At 73.2% G+C, this 20,248-nt stretch carries 17 protein-coding genes; 6 read left to right on the top strand and 11 right to left on the bottom strand.

Going from position 1 to position 20,248, the window contains the following annotated elements; all coding sequences use genetic code 11:
• Positions 1 to 209 precede the first annotated feature (209 nt).
• Both D1J60_RS16080 and bldG read right to left on the bottom strand, forming a co-directional pair.
• A complete protein-coding gene (locus D1J60_RS16080) occupies positions 210 to 650 on the bottom strand; it encodes an ATP-binding protein (protein WP_125821562.1) in 441 nt (146 codons plus the stop codon).
• A gap of 103 nt (positions 651 to 753) precedes the next feature.
• Complete coding sequence (gene bldG / locus D1J60_RS16085) at positions 754 to 1,095, bottom strand: anti-sigma factor antagonist BldG (protein WP_007264942.1); 342 nt, start codon at positions 1,093 to 1,095, stop codon at positions 754 to 756.
• 82 nt (positions 1,096 to 1,177) lie between these two features.
• Between bldG and D1J60_RS16090 the strand changes: the two genes are divergently transcribed.
• On the top strand, positions 1,178 to 3,625 hold the full coding sequence (locus tag D1J60_RS16090) for a DEAD/DEAH box helicase (protein WP_125821563.1): 2,448 nt from the start codon (positions 1,178 to 1,180) through the stop codon (positions 3,623 to 3,625).
• Here the strand turns inward: D1J60_RS16090 and D1J60_RS16095 are convergent.
• From D1J60_RS16095 to ssd, 7 genes are all read right to left on the bottom strand, one after another.
• Positions 3,597 to 4,079, bottom strand: a complete 483-nt coding sequence (locus D1J60_RS16095; protein WP_125821564.1) for an Rv3654c family TadE-like protein — start codon at positions 4,077 to 4,079, stop codon at positions 3,597 to 3,599. The two genes, D1J60_RS16090 and D1J60_RS16095, sit on opposite strands and share 29 nt — an antisense overlap.
• Positions 4,076 to 4,453 (bottom strand): TadE family type IV pilus minor pilin, encoded by a 378-nt coding sequence (locus tag D1J60_RS16100; RefSeq protein ID WP_125821565.1) that lies wholly within the window; start codon positions 4,451 to 4,453, stop codon positions 4,076 to 4,078. Before D1J60_RS16100 ends, D1J60_RS16095 begins: the two co-directional genes overlap by 4 nt.
• On the bottom strand, positions 4,440 to 4,637 hold the full coding sequence (locus D1J60_RS16105; protein WP_125595112.1) for a DUF4244 domain-containing protein: 198 nt from the start codon (positions 4,635 to 4,637) through the stop codon (positions 4,440 to 4,442). Before D1J60_RS16105 ends, D1J60_RS16100 begins: the two co-directional genes overlap by 14 nt.
• Before the next feature lie 72 nt (positions 4,638 to 4,709).
• Positions 4,710 to 5,486: a type II secretion system F family protein gene (locus D1J60_RS16110; RefSeq protein ID WP_125821566.1), complete on the bottom strand. Its 777-nt coding sequence runs from the start codon at positions 5,484 to 5,486 to the stop codon at positions 4,710 to 4,712.
• Positions 5,486 to 6,370, bottom strand: coding sequence for a type II secretion system F family protein (locus D1J60_RS16115; protein WP_164720906.1), 885 nt, complete (start codon positions 6,368 to 6,370; stop codon positions 5,486 to 5,488). The genes D1J60_RS16110 and D1J60_RS16115 overlap by 1 nt, the downstream gene beginning before the upstream one ends.
• A complete protein-coding gene (locus tag D1J60_RS16120) occupies positions 6,367 to 7,515 on the bottom strand; it encodes a TadA family conjugal transfer-associated ATPase (RefSeq protein ID WP_125821567.1) in 1,149 nt (382 codons plus the stop codon). The genes D1J60_RS16115 and D1J60_RS16120 overlap by 4 nt, the downstream gene beginning before the upstream one ends.
• Positions 7,512 to 8,636: a septum site-determining protein Ssd gene (gene ssd, locus D1J60_RS16125; RefSeq protein WP_125824053.1), complete on the bottom strand. Its 1,125-nt coding sequence runs from the start codon at positions 8,634 to 8,636 to the stop codon at positions 7,512 to 7,514. Before ssd ends, D1J60_RS16120 begins: the two co-directional genes overlap by 4 nt.
• A gap of 501 nt (positions 8,637 to 9,137) precedes the next feature.
• On the opposite strand from ssd, the gene D1J60_RS16130 reads away from it, so the two are divergent.
• Positions 9,138 to 10,007, top strand: a complete 870-nt coding sequence (locus D1J60_RS16130) for an HAD-IB family hydrolase (protein ID WP_125603884.1) — start codon at positions 9,138 to 9,140, stop codon at positions 10,005 to 10,007.
• 369 nt (positions 10,008 to 10,376) lie between these two features.
• On the opposite strand, the gene D1J60_RS16135 is transcribed toward D1J60_RS16130, so the two are convergent.
• Positions 10,377 to 11,216, bottom strand: a complete 840-nt coding sequence (locus tag D1J60_RS16135; RefSeq protein WP_125821568.1) for an oxidoreductase — start codon at positions 11,214 to 11,216, stop codon at positions 10,377 to 10,379.
• 109 nt (positions 11,217 to 11,325) lie between these two features.
• Here D1J60_RS16135 and D1J60_RS16140 point away from each other — a divergent pair, with 109 nt between their 5' ends.
• The gene (locus D1J60_RS16140) at positions 11,326 to 12,339 is read left to right on the top strand and encodes an ATP-binding protein (RefSeq protein ID WP_125603886.1); all 1,014 of its coding nucleotides are present in this window, start codon (positions 11,326 to 11,328) and stop codon (positions 12,337 to 12,339) included.
• Here D1J60_RS16140 and D1J60_RS16145 read toward each other — a convergent pair.
• The gene (locus D1J60_RS16145; protein WP_125821569.1) at positions 12,296 to 13,609 is read right to left on the bottom strand and encodes a hypothetical protein; all 1,314 of its coding nucleotides are present in this window, start codon (positions 13,607 to 13,609) and stop codon (positions 12,296 to 12,298) included. The genes D1J60_RS16140 and D1J60_RS16145 overlap by 44 nt on opposite strands.
• Before the next feature lie 235 nt (positions 13,610 to 13,844).
• Between D1J60_RS16145 and D1J60_RS16150 the strand changes: the two genes are divergently transcribed.
• The 3 genes from D1J60_RS16150 to nhaA all read left to right on the top strand — a co-directional run bounded on the left by D1J60_RS16150 (position 13,845) and on the right by nhaA (position 20,227).
• Positions 13,845 to 16,337 (top strand): SulP family inorganic anion transporter, encoded by a 2,493-nt coding sequence (locus tag D1J60_RS16150; RefSeq protein WP_125821570.1) that lies wholly within the window; start codon positions 13,845 to 13,847, stop codon positions 16,335 to 16,337.
• Positions 16,338 to 16,592: 255 nt separating this feature from the next.
• A complete protein-coding gene (acs, locus tag D1J60_RS16155) occupies positions 16,593 to 18,548 on the top strand; it encodes an acetate--CoA ligase (protein ID WP_125821571.1) in 1,956 nt (651 codons plus the stop codon).
• Positions 18,549 to 18,781: 233 nt separating this feature from the next.
• Positions 18,782 to 20,227, top strand: coding sequence for a Na+/H+ antiporter NhaA (gene nhaA / locus D1J60_RS16160; RefSeq protein WP_125821572.1), 1,446 nt, complete (start codon positions 18,782 to 18,784; stop codon positions 20,225 to 20,227).
• Positions 20,228 to 20,248 lie beyond the last annotated feature (21 nt).

Here is a 20,248-nt window from a genome sequence, read left to right on the forward strand (position 1 = left end):
TGGGCGTGGAACGGAATTGGCGCGCTCTTGCTCCTCACCAATAGATCACGTCACTCCATTACCCCCGAAAGAGGTAATGGGGCAAAGGCATTGACGGTCGATCAGCGATCTAGAAGTTTTCCCGGGAAAACGAAAAAGGCCCTGCTCAGCAGGGCCTTGGTAAAGATCCGAGGAATTTCCGAAGATCGGAAAATAGGGTGAGGGGGGTGTTACGGAAGATCGGCAGCGCCGGCGACGGGCCAGCTCATGCGGATCGTTCCGCCCGATTCACCACTGGTCACCGAGACGTCGTCGACGAGCCCGCTGATCACCGCGAGCCCCATCTCGTCCTCCTCGTCCGCGTCCGGGTCGAGGACGGCGGCGATCCCCGGCACCGACTCCGCGGAACCGCCGGCCGGCCCGGGCACCTCGTCGCCGACCTCGATGGAGAACGACTTCTCCTCCTCGGTCAGCACGACGCGCACGGGCGCGGTCAGGCCGTTGCTGCGGTGCAGTCCGACGGCACGCGAACAGGCCTCGCCCACGGCGAGGCGGACCTCGTCGAGGACGGCCTCCTCCAGCCCCGCCCGGCGCGCCACGGCGGCCGCGACGAGGCGGGCCGTCCTGACGTGTTCGGGCTGGGCGCTGAAGCGCAGTTCAACGGTGGCCATGTGCGTCCCCCTCGGACTACGGGCGTGCCTTCACAGGGGCCCGGACCAACCGTGGCCCGGTACCCCCGCTCCTCGACGGCTCCTCGGTGTCGGGAGCCTTACGTCAGTCGGTGGCCTGGACGGCGTCCTCCACCGAGGTGTGGATCGGGAACACCTTGGTCAGACCGGTGATCCGGAAGATCTTCAGGATGCGCTCCTGGTTGCAGACCAGACGCAGCGAGCCCTCGTGCGCGCGCACGCGCTTGAGGCCTCCCACGAGCACACCGAGGCCGGTGGAGTCGAGGAAGTCCACTCGCTCCATGTCGACGACCAGGTGGTAACTGCCGTCGTTCACCAACTCCACCAACTGCTCGCGCAGCTTGGGCGCGGTATACACATCAATCTCGCCACCGACCTCTACGACCGTGCGGTCGCCGACAGTGCGAGTCGACAGGGACAGGTCCACGGATCCTCCAGCACCTTGCTATCGAGCGGCGCCCCCCAGGGGCCTCCCCACCCGAAGGTAGGGGAGGGGATCGGCTGCCGCGATGGCATTCAATCACTTACCGGCAGGCGCGCACGACGCCTTGGGACCATTGTCCCGCACGCCAGTGACACACTCGGTTCCAATGGCCAACACTCACCGCCCCGGTCCGCCCACGGCACCCGCCGATCCACGACCCGCTCCCGGCACGGTCCTGGACCGCCTGTCACGGGGGCCTTCCCGGGCTGCGCGCATCACCCATACGGAGCACTTGCCCCCTCGGGAGGGCCGTCATGCGGTCTGGCCCCATCGCATCCGAACGGATGTCGTAGCCGCGATCCGGGACGCGGGGATCGACCATCCGTGGGAACACCAGGCCGCGGCCGCCGAGCACGCCCTGGACGGCGAGTCCGTGGTCGTCGCCACCGGCACCGCCTCCGGCAAGTCCCTGGCCTACCTGGCCCCCGTGCTGTCCGCCCTCGCGGACGGCGCCCAGGCGCCGAACGGGCGGGGTGCGACCGCCCTCTACCTGGCTCCCACCAAGGCTCTGGCCGCCGACCAGCGGCGGGCCGTCCGGGAGCTGTCCGCACCCCTGGGCAACGCCGTGCGCCCGGCCGTGTACGACGGGGACACCCCCGTCGAGGAACGCGAATGGGTGCGCCAGTACGCCAACTACGTGCTGACCAACCCCGACATGCTGCACCGGGGGATCCTGCCCTCCCACCCCCGCTGGTCCTCCTTCCTGAAGGCCCTGCGCTACGTCGTCATCGACGAGTGCCACACCTACCGCGGCGTGTTCGGCTCCCACGTCGCCCAGGTCCTGCGGCGGCTGCGCCGACTGTGCGCCCGCTACGGTTCCGAACCGGTCTTCCTGCTGGCCTCCGCCACCGCCAGCGACCCCGCGGCCGCCGCGTCCCGGCTGACCGGCGTGCCGGTGACCGAGATCACTGACGACGCCTCCCCGCGCGGCGAGGTCGTCTTCGCCCTGTGGGAGCCGCCGCTGACCGAGCTCAAGGGCGAGAAGGGCGCCCCGGTACGCCGGACCGCGACCGCCGAGACCGCCGACCTGCTGACCGACCTGGTCGTCCAGGGCGTGCGGACCGTGGCCTTCGTCCGCTCCCGGCGCGGAGCCGAGCTGATCGCGGTGATCGCCCAGGAGCGGCTCGCGGCGGTGGACCGGTCCCTGCCCGGGCGGGTCGCCGCCTACCGCGGCGGCTACCTGCCCGAGGAGCGCCGGGCCCTGGAGCGGGCCCTGCACTCCGGGGAGCTGCTGGGACTGGCCGCGACCACCGCCCTGGAGCTGGGCGTCGACGTGTCCGGCCTGGACGCCGTGCTGATCACCGGCTACCCGGGCACCCGGGCCTCGCTGTGGCAGCAGGCCGGGCGCGCCGGACGCTCGGGGCAGGGCGCCCTGGCCATCCTGGTCGCCCGGGACGACCCGCTGGACACCTACCTGGTCCACCACCCCGAGGCCCTGTTCCGCCAGCCGGTGGAAGCCACCGTGCTGGACCCCGACAACCCGTACGTCCTGGCCCCGCACCTGTGCGCGGCCGCCGCCGAGCTACCGCTGACCGAGGCCGACCTGGACCTCTTCGGCCCCGCCTCGCGCGGCCTCATGCCCCAGCTGGAGGCGGCGAAGCTGTTGCGGCGGCGGGCCACGGCCTGGCACTGGACCCGCCGGGAGCGGGCCTCGGACCTGACCGACATCCGCGGCGGCGGGGGCCGCCCGGTGCAGATCGTGGAGGCCTCCACCGGCCGGCTGCTGGGCACCGTCGACGAGGCCGCCTCGCACACCGCCGTCCACGACGGTGCCGTCCACCTGCACCAGGGCCGCACCTACCTGGTGAAACACCTGGACCTGGAGGACTCCGCCGCCCTGGTCGAGGAGGCGAACCCGCCCTTCTCCACCACCGCCCGCGACACCACCTCCATCTCCGTCCTGGAGACCGAGACCGAGGTCCCCTGGGGCGCGGCCCGGCTCTGCTTCGGCTCCGTCGAGGTCACCAACCAGGTCGTCTCCTACCTGCGCCGCAAGCTGGTCACCGGCGAGGTGCTCGGCGAGGCCAAGCTCGACCTGCCGCCGCGCACCCTGCGCACCCGGGCCGTGTGGTGGACGGTGACCGAGGAGCAGCTGGACGAGGCCCGGATCGCCCCGGAGATCCTCGGCGGCGCCCTGCACGCCGCCGAGCACGCCTCCATCGGCCTGCTCCCGCTGTTCGCCACCTGCGACCGCTGGGACATCGGCGGGGTCTCCGTCCCGCTGCATCCGGACACCCTGCTGCCCACGGTCTTCGTGTACGACGGCCACCCGGGCGGCGCCGGCTTCGCCGAGCGGGGTTTCCAGACGGCGAGGGCCTGGCTGACCGCCACCCGGGACGCCATCGCCGCCTGCGAGTGCGAGGCGGGCTGCCCCTCCTGCATCCAGTCCCCCAAATGCGGCAACGGCAACGACCCCCTCCACAAACGCGGCGCCGTACGCCTCCTCACCCGCCTCCTCTCCCCGGCCCCCTGACCCCCGCCCGGCCCACCTCCCCGGCGGCCCCCTGACCCCCGCGAGCGGCAGGCCCCGGGGCGTCGGGCCCGGGCGGGGCGGGCTCCGCGGGGGCGGCCGCGGGTGGCCCCGCGCGGGCGGCGGCCTCGGGGGTGAAGGGGCCGGCCCGGACGCCCGCCCGGACCTCGGCGACCTCACCGCCGACCTCGCAGGCGGCCACCACCGCCCCCTGGGCCCCGGCCACCCGCCGGGCCGCCGCACAGGCCCGCTCGGGGCCGTGCGCCCAGCTCGCGGCCGCTGCCAGGGCCGCCAGGTCGGCCGCGGCGCCGGCCCGGTGGCGGGCCACCACCGCCTGCCCGAGCAGCAGCACGCCCCCGAACACGGCCACCAGCACCGCCGCCACCACGGTGGCCCACACCGTCGCGACCCCGCGGTCCCGCCCGGCACCCCGCCGCCGGCGCCGACACCCGCTCATGACGGCGGCCCCACGCTGTCCTCCGCCAGGGCCACCGCCCGCGCCCCCAGCCGTACCGGCAGGCCGCCCGGCCCCGGTGCCGGGGCGGCCACCCGGACCCGCCACAGGTCGCCGGACCGCTCCACCTCCACCTCGGCCCCAGCCGGAGCGGCCTCCCGGGCCGCCGCCACCGCCGCCGCCACCGGCTCGGACCGGGCCGCCACCCGGGCACCAGCCCGGGCGGCGTCCACACACCGGATCTGCGCGGCCGCCGCCATCAGCGCCCACACCAGCAGCGCCGCGAACAGCACCAGGGCCGGAATGACCACAGCGGCCTCGGCCGTCACATATCCGCGGTCCCCGATTCCCGGCCGCTTTCGCTCAGAAGGGCGCATCGAGCGCCTTCCCGATCGTCGACTGGAGTGCCGCCGACACCACGTCGCTCGTCACCACCTTGTACAGGACCGCCGCGAACGCGCAGGCCGCGATGGTGCCCATGGCGTATTCCGAAGTCGACATTCCCGCATCTCCCCCACGCCCCTTCAGCACCGCCCGCAACCGATTCCGGATGATCCTCATGACAACCTCCTGTGGGATTACGTTCTTGATCTGATTTCAGGTTTTGATTTCCGACGCACCGGACGGTTCGCGTCACCGCTGCGACAGCAGTCCCGAGGCCATTCCGATCACCACCGGCGCCACGCCGACCGCGAGGAACGCGGGGAGGAAGCACAGCCCCACCGGAGCGGTGACGAGCACCGCCGCCCGCTGCGCCCGGGCGCCCGCCCGCCGGGAGCGGTCCGCCCTCAGGGCCGCCGCCAGACGGGAGACCGGCTCCGCGGCCGGCGCCCCGGTCCGCGCGGCGCGCTCCAGGCACTCCGCCAGTCCCCGCGCCCCGGGTATCTCCGCCAACCTCCCCCACGCCGCCCCCGGTTCGCCGCCCAGCCGCAGCTCCGCCCCCGCGAGGGCCAGCCGCTCACCGACCGGGCCGCCCAGCGACTCCCCGACCACCTCGGCCGCCTCCACCGGCCCCGCCCCCGCCGCGAGACAGGCCGCCAGCAGGTCCGCCGCGAACGGCAACTGCGCCTGTGCCTCCCCCAGGTCCGGCCCGACGGCCGGCCGGGCCCGCGCGAGCAGCCGCCACGCCGCGAACGCCGCCCCGCACCCGACGAGGAGCCCCGGCACCCCGCCGACCAGCACCCAGCCCGCCAGCAGCGCCCCGGCCGGCCCCGCCCAGGACGGACCCGCGGCCCGGATCCCCGGCCCCCACCACGGGCCCCGCCGCACCGGCCCGCCCCGGAAGAGCACCGCCGTCCTGCGCCGGACCGCCCGCCGCCCCAGCCGCGCCACCACCGCCGAGACCGGCCACCACACCAGCGCCGCCGCGCACAACGCCGTCCCCAGCCTGTGGACCGCCGAGCCGTCCATCACCGCTCCCCCGTCCGGACGATCCGCCGGCACCAGAGCAGCCCCAGCGCCTCCAGCAGCCCGCCCGCGAGCAGGCAGCCCCACCCGACCGGGGAGTGCAGCAGCACCCGCAGCGGGTCCGCGCCCAGCGCGGTGCCCATCAGCAGTCCCACCAGCGGCAGCAGCGCGAGCACCACCGTCGTGGACCTGGCCCCCGCGAGCTGGGCCCGCAGCGACTCCTCCCGGTCCCGCTCGGCCCGCAACGCCCCTTCCAGCCGGTCGAGTCCGGCCGCGAGGCCCGCGCCCCCGTCCACCGATACCCGCCAGCAGGCGGCCATCCCGGCCAGTCCCCGCGCGCCGGGCTCCCGCGCCGCCTGGTGCAGGGCCCCGGCCACGTCCCCGCCGAACGCGGCTGCGGCCAGGACCCCCGTCTCCGCCGCCCCCGGACCGCCGGGGCCGGCCGCGGTACGCCGTATCGCCACGGTCAGCGCCCTGCCCGGCTGGGCGCCGGCCCGCAGCTCCCCCACGACGGCCCCGCACAGTTCCACGACCCCCGCGGCCCGGGCGGCGCGCGCCCGCTCCCGCTCCCTGGCCCGCAGCCAGCGCCGCAGCAGCGGCACCGAGGCGGCGCCGAGCGCCAGCGGGATCGCCGACCCGCCCGCCGCGGCGACCAGCACCCCGGCCGCCAGACCGGCCCACTCCCGCCAGCGCGCGGCCCGTACCCGCAGCGCGGCCGCCAGCCGCTGCCCGGGCGCCGGCCCGCCCGGAACCAGCGGTCCGCCCCCGGCCAGGACCAGCCGGGCCCGCCGGGGCCGCCCCTCACCCCCGGCCAGCCCCCAGGCCGCCGCCCCGGCGCAGAGCACCCCGGCGAACACCGGCACCGACCCGAGCGCCCCGGCGTTCACCGCGCACCCCCGAGCAGCGGGGCGAGCCGTGTCCAGCCGGCCTCCCGCACGAAGCCGCGCGGCCCCCACCGCAGCGCGGGCACGGTCACCACCAGCCCGGCCGGGTCCCGCTCCAGCACGTGCACCTCGGCCACCCGCCGCCTCCCGGACCGGTCCCGCACCAGGTGGACCACCAGGGTCAGCGCTGCCGCCAACTGGCTGTGCAGGGCGGCCCGGTCGAGCCCGGCGGCCGTCCCGAGGGCCTCCAGCCGGGCGGGCACGTGCCCCGCGGCATTGGCGTGCACCGTCCCGCAGCCCCCTTCGTGCCCGGTGTTCAGGGCGGCGAGCAGGTCGGCCACCTCCGCGCCCCGCACCTCGCCGACCACCAGCCGGTCGGGCCGCATCCGCAGGGCCTGGCGGACGAGGTCGGCGAGGGTGACGAGCCCGGCCCCCTCCTGGTTCGCGGGCCGGGTCTCCAGCCGCACCACGTGGGGGTGGTCGGGGCGCAGCTCGGCGGAGTCCTCGGCGAGGACGATCCGCTCGCCCGGCCCGACCAGTCCGAGCAGGGCGCTGAGCAGGGTGGTCTTGCCCGTCCCGGTCCCGCCGGAGACGAGGAACGACAACCGGGCCTCGACCATCGCCCGCAGCAGCCGCTGCCCGCCGGGCGGCAGTGTCCCGGCGGCGACGAGCTCGTCCAGCGTGAACGCCTTGGGCCGCACCACGCGCAGCGACAGACACGCCGATCCGACGGCCACGGGAGGCAGCACGGCGTGCAGCCGGGTGCCGTCGGGCAGCCGGGCGTCGACCCAGGGCCGGGCGTCGTCGAGCCGCCTCCCCGCGACGGCGGCCAGCCGTTGGGCCAGCCTGCGCACGGCCTCGGCGTCGGCGAAGGCCACCGGGGTCAGCTCCAGCCCGGCGCCCCGGTCCACCCACACCCGGTCCGGGGCGGCGACCAGCACGTCGGTGACGGCGGGGTCGGCGAGCAGCGGCTCCAGCGGCCCCGCGCCCACCAGTTCGGAGCGCAACTCGGCTGCCACCCCGAGCACTTCCGCGTCCCCGAGGAGCCGCCCCTGGGCCCGCAGGGCCGCGGCGACCCGGGCGGGCGTGGGCTCGGCCCCGCTCTCGGCGAGGTGCTGGCGCACCGCGTCCAGCAGCACGGCGCTCATGCGGGCACCCCCTGGGCGGAGCCGAGCGCCCGCCGCCAGAAGCCGTCGCAGAAGCGGGCCAGCGTGCCCCGCGCACCCGGCGGTTCCCCCTCGGCGACCCTCCCCGGAAGCCCCACCTCGACCGGTACCTCCCCGGCGAGCGGAGCCCCCAGCAGCCCCGCCACGGCTTCGGCGTCGAGCCCCTCGGGACAGCGGCCCCGCACGACGACGCGGACGTCCCGGGCCGCCATGCGCACTGCGGCGGCGACCCGCCCCGCCGCGGCCACCGAGCGCAGTTCGCCCGGCACCACCAGCAGCACGAGGTCCAGCTGGGCCAGCACCTCCGCGACGGCCTCGTCCACCCGGCGGGGCAGGTCGACCACCACGACCCCGCCCCGCCTGCGGGCGGCGGCCACGACCGACCGCATCGCGGCGGGCGGCACCACCACCCGCTCCCCGCGGTCCCAGCTCAGCACCCGCAGCGCGTGCAGCTCGGGCAGGGACTCCTCCAGCGCCCCGGCCCCGACGCGGCCGCGCGAAGCGGCGAAGTCGGGCCACCGCAGCCCTTCGGCGCTCTCGCCGCCGAGCAGGACGTCCATGCCCCCGCCGAGCGGGTCGGCGTCGATGAGGATGGTGCGCTCGCCGCCCTTGGCCGCCCGGAGGGCGAGCGCGCAGGCGAGGGTGGAGGCCCCGGCCCCGCCGCTGCCGCCGATCACGCCGACGGCCAGCGCGGGCCGGCCGGCGCCTTCCGCCACATCGGCGATGCGGTCGACGAGCGTGCTCTCGGCGTCGGGCAGGCGCAGGACCTCCTGGGCGCCGATCTCCACCGCCCGCTGCCACACGGAGGGGTCGTCGAGGTCCCGGCCGACGAGCAGCACCCCGTCCCGGCGGGGCGCCCCGCGCACCCGGCGGGCGGCGTCGTCCCCGATCAGCACCAGGGGCGCGGAGTCCCATCCGGGCGCCCCGGCCCCGTCCGTGGCCGGCTCCGGCACCGCGTGGTGCACGTGCGGCTCTGCGCCCGCGGCGGCGCACAGCCGCAGCAGGTCGTCGAGGAGCACCGGGTCCTCGGTGATGATCAGCGGCCGTCCGCCACCGGGCCCGGCGCCTCCGGCGCGGCCGCCGTTCCCTGCCCCGCCCGCCACCACGGGTGCCGCAGGTGCCTGCGCTTCACACGACTTCGATCCAGCCACGATCTCCGCCCCCTTCTCACTGCAAATCCACGAGCCGCGGACTTCGCGGCTGGAATCACGGTGGAGGGATCCGGAAAAAGAAGTGGATCTTGCTCGAAAACTGTGGACAAGAAGACGCCTGTGAATAACTTCGCCACACCATCAGGTGAGTTCCACAGCGCTGCGGAACCACTACGCAGCGTCACGAGTTCGGAGGAGTACAGGCCTGTGCCAGGCGGGCCCATCGATGAAGGAGGGCCGGGATGATGGTCGCCGCGGACCGGGTGGAGGGGACGCGAACCGCGTCCGGACATGCGACGACCCCCGCCGGGGGGGAGAGCGGGGGTCGTCCCCACGGTCCGACTCGGGGGGGGAGGAGCCAGACCGGGTTAGCACGGTCGCGAACGATCCGTGACTTCCATGGTGTACCCGAGAGCCTTCTCAGGCAAACCCACGCGCCACACCTTACGCCGAATGGTGGGCGCATATGCTCGGCTCGTGGAAAATCAGCCCTTGCCGCACTCGCTGCCTCGGACCGCCGCCTTCTTCGACCTGGACAAGACGGTCATTGCGAAGTCGAGCGCTCTGACGTTCAGCAAGTCCTTCTACCGGGGCGGCCTGATCAACCGCCGCGCCGTGCTGCGGACGGCCTACACCCAGTTCATCTTCCTGGCCGGCGGCGCCGACCACGACCAGATGGAGCGGATGCGGGAGTACCTGTCCGCCCTCTGCAAGGGGTGGAACGTCCAGCAGGTCCGGGAGATCGTCGCCGAAGCCCTGCACGACCTGATCGACCCGATCATCTACGACGAGGCCGCGTCCCTCATCGAGGCCCACCACACGGCCGGCCGTGACGTGGTGATCGTCTCCAGTTCCGGTGCCGAAGTCGTCGAGCCGATCGGCGAGATGCTCGGCGCGGACCGGATCGTCGCCACCCGCATGGTGGTCGGCGAGGACGGCTGCTTCACCGGGGAGATCGAGTACTACGCCTACGGCCCCACGAAGGCCGAGGCCGTCCGCGAGCTCGCCGAGTCCGAGGGGTACGACCTCGCGCGGTGCTACGCGTACAGCGACTCGATCACCGACGTACCGATGCTGGAGGCCGTGGGGCACCCGCACGCCGTCAACCCCGACCGTGCGCTGCGGCGCGAGGCCGTCGCGCGGGAGTGGCCGGTCCTGGTGTTCAACCGGCCGGTGCGGCTGAAGCAGCGCCTGCCCGGGCTGTCGATGCCCGCGCGGCCCGCCCTGGTCGCGGCGGCGGCCATCGGAGCGGCCGCCGCCACCGCCGGTCTCGTCTGGTACGCGAGCCGCCGGCGCGCGGGGATCTCCGCCGCCTCGGCCTGACCGGACCCTCCCGGCCTGGGGCGATACGGCTTGTCCGGTTCGCCCCGGGTCGCCCCGGAAAGTAAAGGAATCCTGCCAGGGGTTTCGCTCGGCACCGAAGCGGAGTAGAAAGGAGTCACGGCCCGCGAGACCAAAGAACATCCGAGAGGATCATCTTTAAAACGCAGTAAGGCCCACGGACCGAAGCATGAACGCCGAGCACCCACGCGACGTCGACCCGTCGATTACGGGCCAGCCGCACCAGGCCACGGGCAAAGTTCCCGGCCTGATGGGCAACCATCGAGGACGCTTGGTAACTGGGCGGGAATGCCAGCGGCGACACCAGAGCAAGACGGTGTCGCCGCAACCCTGCGCCCGGCCGGAACGGCCTCAGGCCGCGCCGCGCTGGAGCGCCTCGCAGACCGCGGTGGACTCGCGGACGCCGAGCTCGATCGAGCGGCCGCAGTGCCCGATCCACTGCGCCATCCCCTCCGCGGTGCCGGAGACGTAACCCTCGAAGGCCTTCAGGTAGGCCTCCGCCCCCTGCTCCGCGTGGCCGACCTCCGCCGGGCAGACCGCCTTCGGGTCCAGCCCGCTGTTGATCAGCACGATCCGCTCGGCCGCCCGCGCCACCAGCCCGTTGTACGAGGCGAAGGGCCGCAGGGCCAGCAGTTCCCCGTGCACCACCGCGGCCGTCACCAGCGCCGGAGCCGACCCGCCCGCGATGACCAGCCGGGACAGACCGTCCAGCCGCCCCGCGACCTCCTCGGCGTCCGGGAGCGGCAGGTCCACCAGGAGCTCCTCCACCGGCTCGCCCGCCAGCCGCGGCCGGCCGACGACGTCGGCGGTCCCGTCGGCCGACGCCGGGGCCGTCGCCCCGCACGCCACCAGGTGCAGCCGCGCCAGCACCCGCAGCGGCGACTGGCGCCAGATGCTCAGCAGCTGCCCGGCCTCCGCCGTCAGCCTCAGCGCGGCGCCCACCGTGCGCGCCTCGTCCTGCGCCCCGAAGTCGGTCCGGCGGCGCACCTCCTCCAGGGCCCAGTCGGCACCGGACAGCGCCGCGCTGCCCCGGGCGCCGCGCAGGGCGGCCTCGGAGGTGATCTCGCCGCTGCGCCGGCGCATCACCCGGTGCCCGTAGACGCGGTCCACGGCCTTGCGTACGGAATCCACCGACTCCGCGACCCCCGGCAGGGATCCGAGGGCCGCCAGCGGGTCAGAAGCGCTACTCATAAGTAGGGAGCCTACGCACTGCGCCCCCGTAGCACCGACCCCTCCTTGGAGTGGTCTTCTTCACTCACCTTGACCACACGGCGCTACCGAGCGGCTACGCTTGGTGAACATGAAGATCGCTTTCGTGGGAAAGGGCGGCAGCGGCAAGACGACGCTGTCCTCCCTCTTCATCCGCCACCTCGCAGCCAATGAAGCGCCCGTCGTCGCGGTGGACGCCGACATCAACCAGCACCTCGGGGCGGCCCTCGGGCTCACCGACGAAGAGGCCGCCGCGCTGCCCGCCCTGGGCGCGCACCTGCCCCTGATCAAGGAGTACCTGCGCGGCTCCAACCCGCGCATCGCCTCGGCCGACAGCATGATCAAGACCACGCCGCCCGGCGCCGGCTCGCGCCTGCTGCGCATCACCGAGGACAACCCGGTCTACGAGGCCTGCGCGCGCACGCTGCCGCTCGACGACGGGGATTCCGTACGGCTGATGGCCACGGGCCCCTTCACCGAGTCCGACCTGGGCGTGGCCTGCTACCACTCGAAGGTCGGCGCGGTCGAGCTCTGCCTCAACCACCTGGTCGACGGCCCGGACGAGTACGTGGTCGTCGACATGACGGCCGGGTCCGACTCCTTCGCGTCCGGCATGTTCACCCGGTTCGACGTGACCTTCCTGGTCGCCGAGCCGACCCGCAAGGGCGTCTCGGTCTACCGCCAGTACAAGGAGTACGCCCGGGACTTCGGGGTGGTGCTCAAGGTGGTCGGCAACAAGGTGCAGGGACCGGAGGACATCGAGTTCCTGCAGGACGAGGTGGGCGACGACCTGCTCGTCACCTTCGGGCATTCCGACTGGGTCCGCGCGATGGAGCGCGGCCGCCCGGCCGCGTTCGAACTGCTGGAGGCCGGCAACCGGCTCGCCCTCCAGGCGCTCCAGGACGCGGCGGAGGACTCCTACGCGCACCGCGACTGGAGCAGGTACACCGAGCAGATGGTGCACTTCCACCTGCGCAACGCCGAGAGCTGGGGGAACGCCAAGACCGGGGTCGACCTGGCGGAACAGGTCGACCCCGCCTTCGTCCTCCACGAGGCCCTGGTCAGCCCTCGCCCTGCTCCGCTGCCCGCTCCTCAGCCGGCTTGACCTTGTCCGCGCCCGGCGGGGCGGCCGGAGGCGCCGGCGGCCCCGCGGTGAGGAACTTCGTCCAGCCCTCCTTGGGCGCCTCGCCGACGTCGAGGGTGCGCATCCACTCCAGCGTCTTCGGGTTCTGGGCGTCCAGCCAGTCGGCCAGCTCGCGGAAGGGCACGCACCGCACCTCCGGCTTGGTGCACATGTCCTTGATGGACTCCTCGACGGCCCGCATGTAGGTGCCGCCGTTCCACGACTCGAAGTGGTTGCCGATGATCAGCGGTGCGCGGTTGCCCTGGTAGGCCCGGTCGAAGGCCTGCCGCAGGCCGTCGCGCATCTGGTCGCCCCAGTACTGGTGCTGCGCGGGATCGCCCTGCGTGGTCGTCCCGGACTGGTTGACCATGTAGTTGTAGTCCATGCTCAGCGTGTCGAAGGCGCGCCCCGGCATGGGCACCAGCTGGAGCGGCAGGTCCCAGAGCCCGTCCGTCTTCTTGGGCCAGATCTGCTTGCTGATGCCGCTGGAGTCGTAGCGGAACCCCATGTCCTTGGCCGCCAGCATGAAGTTCTTCTGGCCTTCGAGGCAGGGGGTGCGGGCCCCGATCAGCTCCTTGTCGTAGTCGAAGGGGAGCGGGGCCATGTTCTTCAGGCCCGCGTTCGTCTTCCAGTTCTTGACGAACGACTTGGCCTGGTTGATCTCGCTCTTCCACTCCGCCACCGACCAGGTGCCGACGCCGCCCTCGGGGCCGCAGAAGTGGCCGTTGAAGTGGGTGCCGATCTCGTTGCCCTCCAGCCAGGCGGCGCGGACCTGGGTGGCGGTGTCCTTGATGCCCTGGAGGTCGCCGAAGCCGATGTCGGAGAGGCCCGGGGAGTGCTGCGGCGCCGTGTAGAGGGAGCGCTTCTCCTCCGGCAGCAGGTACACCCCGCTGAGGAAGTACGTCATCCGGGCGTTGTACTGCTTGCCCACCTCGCGGAAGTGCGAGAAGAGCTTCTGGCTGTCCTCGCCCGCGCCGTCCCACGAGAACACCACGAACTGCGGGGGCTTCTCACCCGGCTTCAGCTTCTTCGGCACCTGCACGTTGGGCTGCGAGCCGGTGTAGGCCGTCGAACCGTCGCCGATGAGGCGGTTGAGGCTGCCGGGAGCGTCCGGGGCGGCGGGGCCCTTCTTCGCGCTCTGGCCACCGGGCGCCCCGGGCTTGGCCGGGCCGGAACCGCTGCACCCGGCGGCGCACAGGACCAGGGCCGTGGCGACCAGGCCGCCGGCGATCTTCTTCGTGGCGGCGATCATCCGCACACCTCTCCCTCGCAGTTCCATCGCGGGACCTTTCGCGATGGAACGTCCCATGCGGTCGTGTTTTAGGAAGGTGTGACAAGCCAGACAAAATACTTATTCACCCTTGAGTGCTAATTCCTAGGCCATTTGCCCGCATTACCCCCCACAGCCCTTTACTCTCCATTACCGTTCATTTACCGAGTGTTGAGACTCCCGCCGCTTCATCCCTCCTCAGAGGAGACGGGAACCCATGACAGCCACCACCCCAGCCCCCACCCCGGAACCGACCCCGGCCCCGCCCCCGTCCCCAGCCGCGGCCGGCCCGCGGAAGCGAAGTCCGCTCCAGGACCTCCCCGCCGACCTGTCCGCGTCCGCCGCCGTCTTCCTGATCGCCCTCCCGCTCTCCCTCGGCATCGCGCTCGCCACCGGAGCCCCGCTCCAGGCAGGGCTGGTGGCCGCGGCCGTGGGCGGGATCGTGGCCGGCCGGTTCGGCGGAGCCCCCCTCCAGGTGAGCGGCCCGGCGGCCGGACTCACCGTGGTGACAGCCGAGTTGATCCAGCGCTACGGCTGGCGCACCACCTGCGCCATCACCGTCCTCGCCGGCGTCTGCCAGCTCGGGCTCGCCCTCCTGCGGACCGCCCGGTCGGCGCTCATGGTGAGCCCGGCGATCGTGCACGGGATGCTCGCCGGCATCGGCGTCACCATCGCCCTGGCCCAGCTGCACATCGTGCTCGGCGGCAGTCCGCAGAGCTCCGCCGTGGCCAACGTGCTCGGGCTGCCGGCCCAGTTGGCGCACCCCCATCCCGCAGCCCTCGGGGTGAGCGCCCTGACGCTGTGCGTCCTGCTGGGCTGGGGCAGACTGCCCGGGAGGGTGGGCCGCGCCCTGCGCAAGGTGCCCGCCGCGCTCGCGGCCGTCGCCACCGCCACCGCCTTCGCGGCACTGGCCGGGCTCAGCCTGCCCCGGGTGGACCTGCCGTCGTGGCGCAGCCACGCCCTGCCCGAACTGCCCGAGGGGCCGGTGCTCGGCCTGATCGCCGCCGTCCTGACCATCACCCTGGTCGGCAGCGTGGAGTCCCTGCTGTCCTCGGTCGCCACCGACAAGCTGATCGCCGCCGAGCGCGGTACCGACAACCGCCCGCCCCGCGCCGACCTCGACCGCGAACTCCGCGGCCAGGGCGCGGCGAACATCGTCTCCGGCATGCTGGGCGGACTGCCCATCACTGGCGTGGCCGTGCGCAGCGTGGCCAATGTGAAGTCGGGTGCCGTCAGCCGAAAATCAGCCATGTTCCACGGGCTGTGGGTGGTGCTCGCGGCCGGGCTGCTCGTGCCCGTCCTCGACCTCATCCCGCTCGCCGCGCTGGCCGCCCTGGTCATGGCCGTCGGAGTGCAGATGGTCAGCATCACGCACCTGCGCACGATCAGCCGGCACGGGGAGGTGCTGGTCTACGCGACGACCATCGTCGCGGTGGTGCTGGGCGGAGTGCTGGAGGGCGTGGCCGTCGGGATCGCGGTCGCCGTGGCGCTGGCCCTGCGCCGGCTGACCCGGACCCGGATCACACTGACCGAACGGGACGGCGTACACGAGGTCTGCGCCCGCGGCCAGTTGACCTTCCTGGCCGTCCCCCGGCTGAGCAGGGTGCTGGGCCAGGTCCCGCACGGCGGGCACGTGGTGGTCGAACTGGACGGCTCGTTCATGGACCACGCCGCCTACGAGGCCCTGCACGACTGGCAGAACTCGCATCTGGCGCACGGCGGTTCGCTGGAGCTCACCGGCCGCGGCGGACGGGCCCTCGCGGGCACCGGTCCGGACGCGGACACGGAAGCCGAAGCGGACACGGACGCGGCCTCGCCCACCGCCGCGGACGCGGGCTCCGGTGCGGGCGGCGGGCACCACCGGACCGACTCCGGGCGCGGGGCGCACCACTGCTGCCGTCCCTGGACGCCGTGGCAGAACCACTGCGACCACCGCGCGGCCCACGCCCCCGCCGTCGCGGCGGGCCCCGGCGGCACGGTCGCGCGTACGATCCCCAGCGCGTCCGGGGTCCCGGCCGCCGAGACGGCGTCCCGCCGGCGCGGAGCCGGCCAACTGGCCAGCGGGATCAGCGCCTTCCAGCGGGACACCGCCCCGCACGTCCGGGACGAGCTGGCCCGGCTGGCCCGCGAGGGGCAGCGGCCTTCGCAGCTCTTCCTGACCTGCGCGGACTCCCGCCTGGTCACCAGCATGATCACGGCGAGCGGTCCGGGTGACCTCTTCACCGTCCGCAACGTGGGCAACCTCGTCCCGCTGCCCGGGGCCGAGGCCACGGACGACTCGGTGGCCGCGGCGATCGAGTACGCCGTGGACGTGCTCAAGGTCGCCAGCATCACGGTGTGCGGGCACTCGGGCTGCGGGGCCATGCAGGCCCTGCTGAACTCCCACCCGGAAGCGCCGGTGACCCCGCTGACCCGCTGGCTGCGGCACGGCCTGCCCAGCCTGAAGCGGATGGGCAGCCGGCACCACGCCTGGGCCCGGATCGCCGGGCGGCTCCCGGCCGACGCCGTGGAACAGCTCTGCCTGACCAACGTGGTGCAGCAGCTGGAGCACCTGCGGGCCCACGAATCGGTGGCCCGCCGGCTCGCGGAGGGCACGCTGGAGCTGCACGGGATGTACTTCCACGTGGGTGAGGCGCAGGCCTATCTGCTGTCCGAAGGAGAGGACTTCTTCGACTGTCGGGTTTTCGACAGCGTCGGCCAGAGCGTGTGATCCACGACAGGCCCGAACCGATAGCCTCCCGTATCCGTGCAAGCTGTTGGCCCCTTCCCGCACCCTGCAGGCGGGAAGGGGCCATTCGTACGCCGTGGACGTGCTCCCGGACCTGCGCCGCGACCCTCCCGGTCGTGATATAGGTCTAAACCAATTTTCGGCTACCCCTTGTCACCTGGGCATCCGACTGATGAGCTATGCCCGGAGACACAGCTATGCCCGGGGACAACGGAAACTCTGGGAAAGGGAGATGTCGTGAGCACTGACAGCCTGGCCAACCTGCTCAAGGAGGAGCGGCGGTTCGCGCCGCCCGCCGATCTGGCCACCGCCGCCAACGTGACCGAGGCGGCGTACGCACAGGCCGCCGAGGACCGGCTGGGCTTCTGGGCCGAGCAGGCGCGCCGGCTGAGCTGGGACACCGAGCCCACCCAGACGCTCGACTGGAGCAACCCGCCCTTCGCGAAGTGGTTCGCCGACGGCAAGCTCAACGTCGCGTACAACTGCGTGGACCGGCACGTGGAGGCCGGCAACGGCGACCGCGTCGCCCTCCACTTCGAGGGCGAGCCCGGCGACAGCCGCTCGATCACCTACGCCCAGCTCAAGGACGAGGTGTCCCAGGCCGCCAACGCCCTCACCGAGCTCGGTGTCCGGGCGGGCGACCGGGTCGCCGTCTACCTGCCGATGATCCCCGAGGCGGTCGTCGCGATGCTCGCGTGCGCCCGCGTCGGCGCCGCGCACTCGGTGGTCTTCGGCGGCTTCTCCGCCGACGCCGTCGCCTCCCGCATCCAGGACGCCGACGCCAAGCTGGTGATCACCGCCGACGGCGGCTACCGCCGCGGCAAGCCCAGCGCCCTCAAGCCCGCCATCGACGAGGCCGTCACCAAGTGCCCGCAGGTCGAGCACGTCCTCGTCGTGCGCCGTACCGGCCAGGACACCGCCTTCACCGAGGGCCGTGACGTCTGGTGGCACGACGTGGTCGGCCGGCAGTCCACGGAGCACACCCCGCAGGCCTTCGACGCCGAGCACCCGCTGTTCATCCTCTACACCTCGGGCACCACGGGTAAGCCGAAGGGCATCCTGCACACCTCGGGCGGCTACCTCACGCAGGCCGCGTACACCCACCACGCCGTCTTCGACCTCAAGCCGGAGACCGACGTCTACTGGTGTACCGCCGACATCGGCTGGGTCACCGGGCACTCGTACATCGTCTACGGCCCGCTCGCCAACGGTGCCACCCAGGTCATGTACGAGGGCACGCCGGACACCCCGCACCAGGGCCGGTTCTGGGAGGTCGTGCAGAAGTACGGCGTCACCATCCTCTACACCGCGCCCACGGCGATCCGTACGTTCATGAAGTGGGGCGACGACATCCCCGCGAAGTTCGACCTGTCGAGCCTGCGCGTGCTGGGCTCGGTCGGCGAGCCGATCAACCCCGAGGCCTGGATCTGGTACCGCAAGCACATCGGCGGCGACCGCTGCCCGATCGTGGACACGTGGTGGCAGACCGAGACCGGCGCCATGATGATCTCCCCGCTGCCGGGCGTCACCGCGACCAAGCCCGGCTCGGCGCAGCGCGCGCTGCCCGGCATCTCGGCCACCGTGGTGGACGACGAGGCCAACGAGGTCCCCGACGGCGGTGGCGGCTACCTGGTGCTCACCGAGCCGTGGCCGTCGATGCTGCGCACCATCTGGGGTGACGACCAGCGGTTCATCGACACCTACTGGTCGCGCTTCGAGGGCAAGTACTTCGCGGGCGACGGCGCCAAGAAGGACGACGACGGCGACATCTGGCTGCTCGGCCGGGTCGACGACGTCATGCTCGTCTCGGGCCACAACATCTCCACCACCGAGGTGGAGTCGGCGCTCGTCTCGCACCCCTCCGTCGCCGAGGCGGCGGTGGTCGGCGCGGCCGACGAGACGACGGGGCAGGCCATCGTGGCGTTCGTGATCCTGCGCGGCACCGCCTCGGAGACCGAGGGCCTGGTCGCCGAGCTGCGCAACCACGTCGGCACCACCCTCGGCCCGATCGCCAAGCCCAAGCGGATCCTGCCGGTGGCGGAGCTCCCGAAGACCCGCTCCGGCAAGATCATGCGCCGTCTGCTGCGTGACGTTGCGGAGAACCGCGCGGTCGGCGACGTCACCACGCTGGCGGATTCCTCGGTGATGGACCTGATCCAGACGAAGCTGCCCAGCTCCTCCGACGAGGACTGAGCACCGGCCGGCCACGGGCCGTCCGAGCCCTGGGGGCGTCCGGCGCACAACGCGCCGGACGCCCCCCGCGCGTTTAAGGTGAAGATCGCCCGATACGACCGAACGGGCCCTGTAAGACGGACCCTGTAAAATATGAAAAGCGTCAAGATGTGACGTTCTAAGTCTCAGGGTGCGCCGGGAAGTCTGGTCGGCAACTGCATGTGTCATGCCGTCGACCGACCGGAGGTTCCTCCGTGGCAACGCCCACCCCCCGCCGCAAACTGCTCGGCCGCCTCTCCCTGCCCGAGCGCCGCTTCGTCGCGGACGCCCTGCGCACGGAGACCGTCGGCGGCGTGCTGCTGCTGGTGGCCGCGATCGCCGCCCTCCTGTGGGCGAACATCCCCGCCGTCTCCGCGAGCTACGACACCGTCCGGTCCTTCCACATCGGCCCCGCCGCCCTCGGCCTGGACCTCTCCCTCCAGCACTGGGCGGCCGACGGACTCCTCGCGGTCTTCTTCTTCGTCGCCGGCATCGAGCTCAAGCGCGAACTCGTCGCGGGCGACCTGCGCGACCCCAAGGCGGCCGCCCTCCCGGTGATCGCCGCGATATGTGGCATGGCCGTCCCCGCCCTCGTCTACCTGCTGGTCAACACCCTGGGGAACGGCTCCACCTCCGGCTGGGCCGTCCCGACCGCCACCGACATCGCCTTCGCCCTCGCCGTCCTCGCGGTCATCGGCACCTCACTGCCCTCCGCGCTGCGCGCCTTCCTGCTGACGCTGGCCGTGGTTGACGACCTGTTCGCCATCCTGATCATCGCGGTGTTCTTCACCAGCGACCTGAACTTCGCCGCCCTCGGCGGCGCCGTCGCGGGCCTGGTCCTCTTCTGGTTCCTGCTGCGCGCCGGCGTCCGCGGCTGGTACGTCTACGTCCCCCTCGCCCTGGTCATCTGGGGCCTGATGTACAACAGCGGCGTCCACGCCACCATCGCCGGCGTGGCCATGGGCCTGATGCTCCGCTGCACCCGCCGGGACGGCGAGGAACACTCCCCCGGCGAGCACATCGAGCACCTGGTGCGCCCCCTGTCCGCCGGGCTGGCGGTTCCGCTCTTCGCCCTCTTCTCCGCCGGGGTCTCCCTTTCGGACGAATCCATCGCACAGGTCTTCACCCGCCCCGAGACCCTCGGCGTGGTGCTCGGCCTCGTCGTCGGCAAGGCCGTCGGCATCGTCGGCGGCACCTGGCTGGCCGCCCGCTTCACCCGGGCCGAGCTCAACGAGGACCTCGCCTGGCCCGACGTGCTCGCCGTGGCCTCCCTCGCCGGCATCGGCTTCACCGTCTCCCTGCTGATCGGCGAACTCGCCTTCGCCGGCGACGAGGTCCTCACCGACGAGGTCAAGGCCGCCGTACTCATCGGCTCCCTCGTCGCGGCGATCGTCGCGAGCGTCATGCTCAAGCTCCGCAACCGCACGTACCGGGCCCTGACGGAGGCCGAGGAGCGCGACGAGGACCTCGACGGGATCCCCGACGTCTACGAGCAGGACAACCCGGACTACCACCTGCGGATGGCTCGGATCCACGAGGAGAAGGCCGCCGAACACCGCCGCAGGGCCGCGGCCGTGGCCCTCGCGCGGGGCTCGGACGCGAACCCGGCCGCCGGAGAACCGGCGGGCGGGTCCAGCGCCGGCGCCGACCGTCCGGCATGATCTGAGGGACGACGGAGGACA

Source organism: Streptomyces sp. W1SF4 (assembly GCF_003950035.1).
Classification (GTDB): Bacteria; Actinomycetota; Actinomycetes; order Streptomycetales; family Streptomycetaceae; genus Streptomyces; species Streptomyces racemochromogenes.

Coding starts and splice junctions, on each gene's coding strand:
- D1J60_RS16105 (WP_125595112.1), bottom strand. CDS start 4,637: ATGAGGATCATCCGGAATCGGTTGCGGGCGGTGCTGAAGGGGCGTGGG.
- D1J60_RS16090 (WP_125821563.1), top strand. CDS start 1,178: ATGGCATTCAATCACTTACCGGCAGGCGCGCACGACGCCTTGGGACCA.
- D1J60_RS16095 (WP_125821564.1), bottom strand. CDS start 4,079: ATGAGCGGGTGTCGGCGCCGGCGGCGGGGTGCCGGGCGGGACCGCGGG.
- D1J60_RS16110 (WP_125821566.1), bottom strand. CDS start 5,486: ATGGACGGCTCGGCGGTCCACAGGCTGGGGACGGCGTTGTGCGCGGCG.
- D1J60_RS16130 (WP_125603884.1), top strand. CDS start 9,138: ATGGTGGGCGCATATGCTCGGCTCGTGGAAAATCAGCCCTTGCCGCAC.
- D1J60_RS16145 (WP_125821569.1), bottom strand. CDS start 13,609: ATGATCGCCGCCACGAAGAAGATCGCCGGCGGCCTGGTCGCCACGGCC.
- D1J60_RS16120 (WP_125821567.1), bottom strand. CDS start 7,515: ATGAGCGCCGTGCTGCTGGACGCGGTGCGCCAGCACCTCGCCGAGAGC.
- D1J60_RS16150 (WP_125821570.1), top strand. CDS start 13,845: ATGACAGCCACCACCCCAGCCCCCACCCCGGAACCGACCCCGGCCCCG.
- D1J60_RS16135 (WP_125821568.1), bottom strand. CDS start 11,216: ATGAGTAGCGCTTCTGACCCGCTGGCGGCCCTCGGATCCCTGCCGGGG.
- D1J60_RS16140 (WP_125603886.1), top strand. CDS start 11,326: ATGAAGATCGCTTTCGTGGGAAAGGGCGGCAGCGGCAAGACGACGCTG.
- D1J60_RS16080 (WP_125821562.1), bottom strand. CDS start 650: ATGGCCACCGTTGAACTGCGCTTCAGCGCCCAGCCCGAACACGTCAGG.
- D1J60_RS16100 (WP_125821565.1), bottom strand. CDS start 4,453: ATGCGCCCTTCTGAGCGAAAGCGGCCGGGAATCGGGGACCGCGGATAT.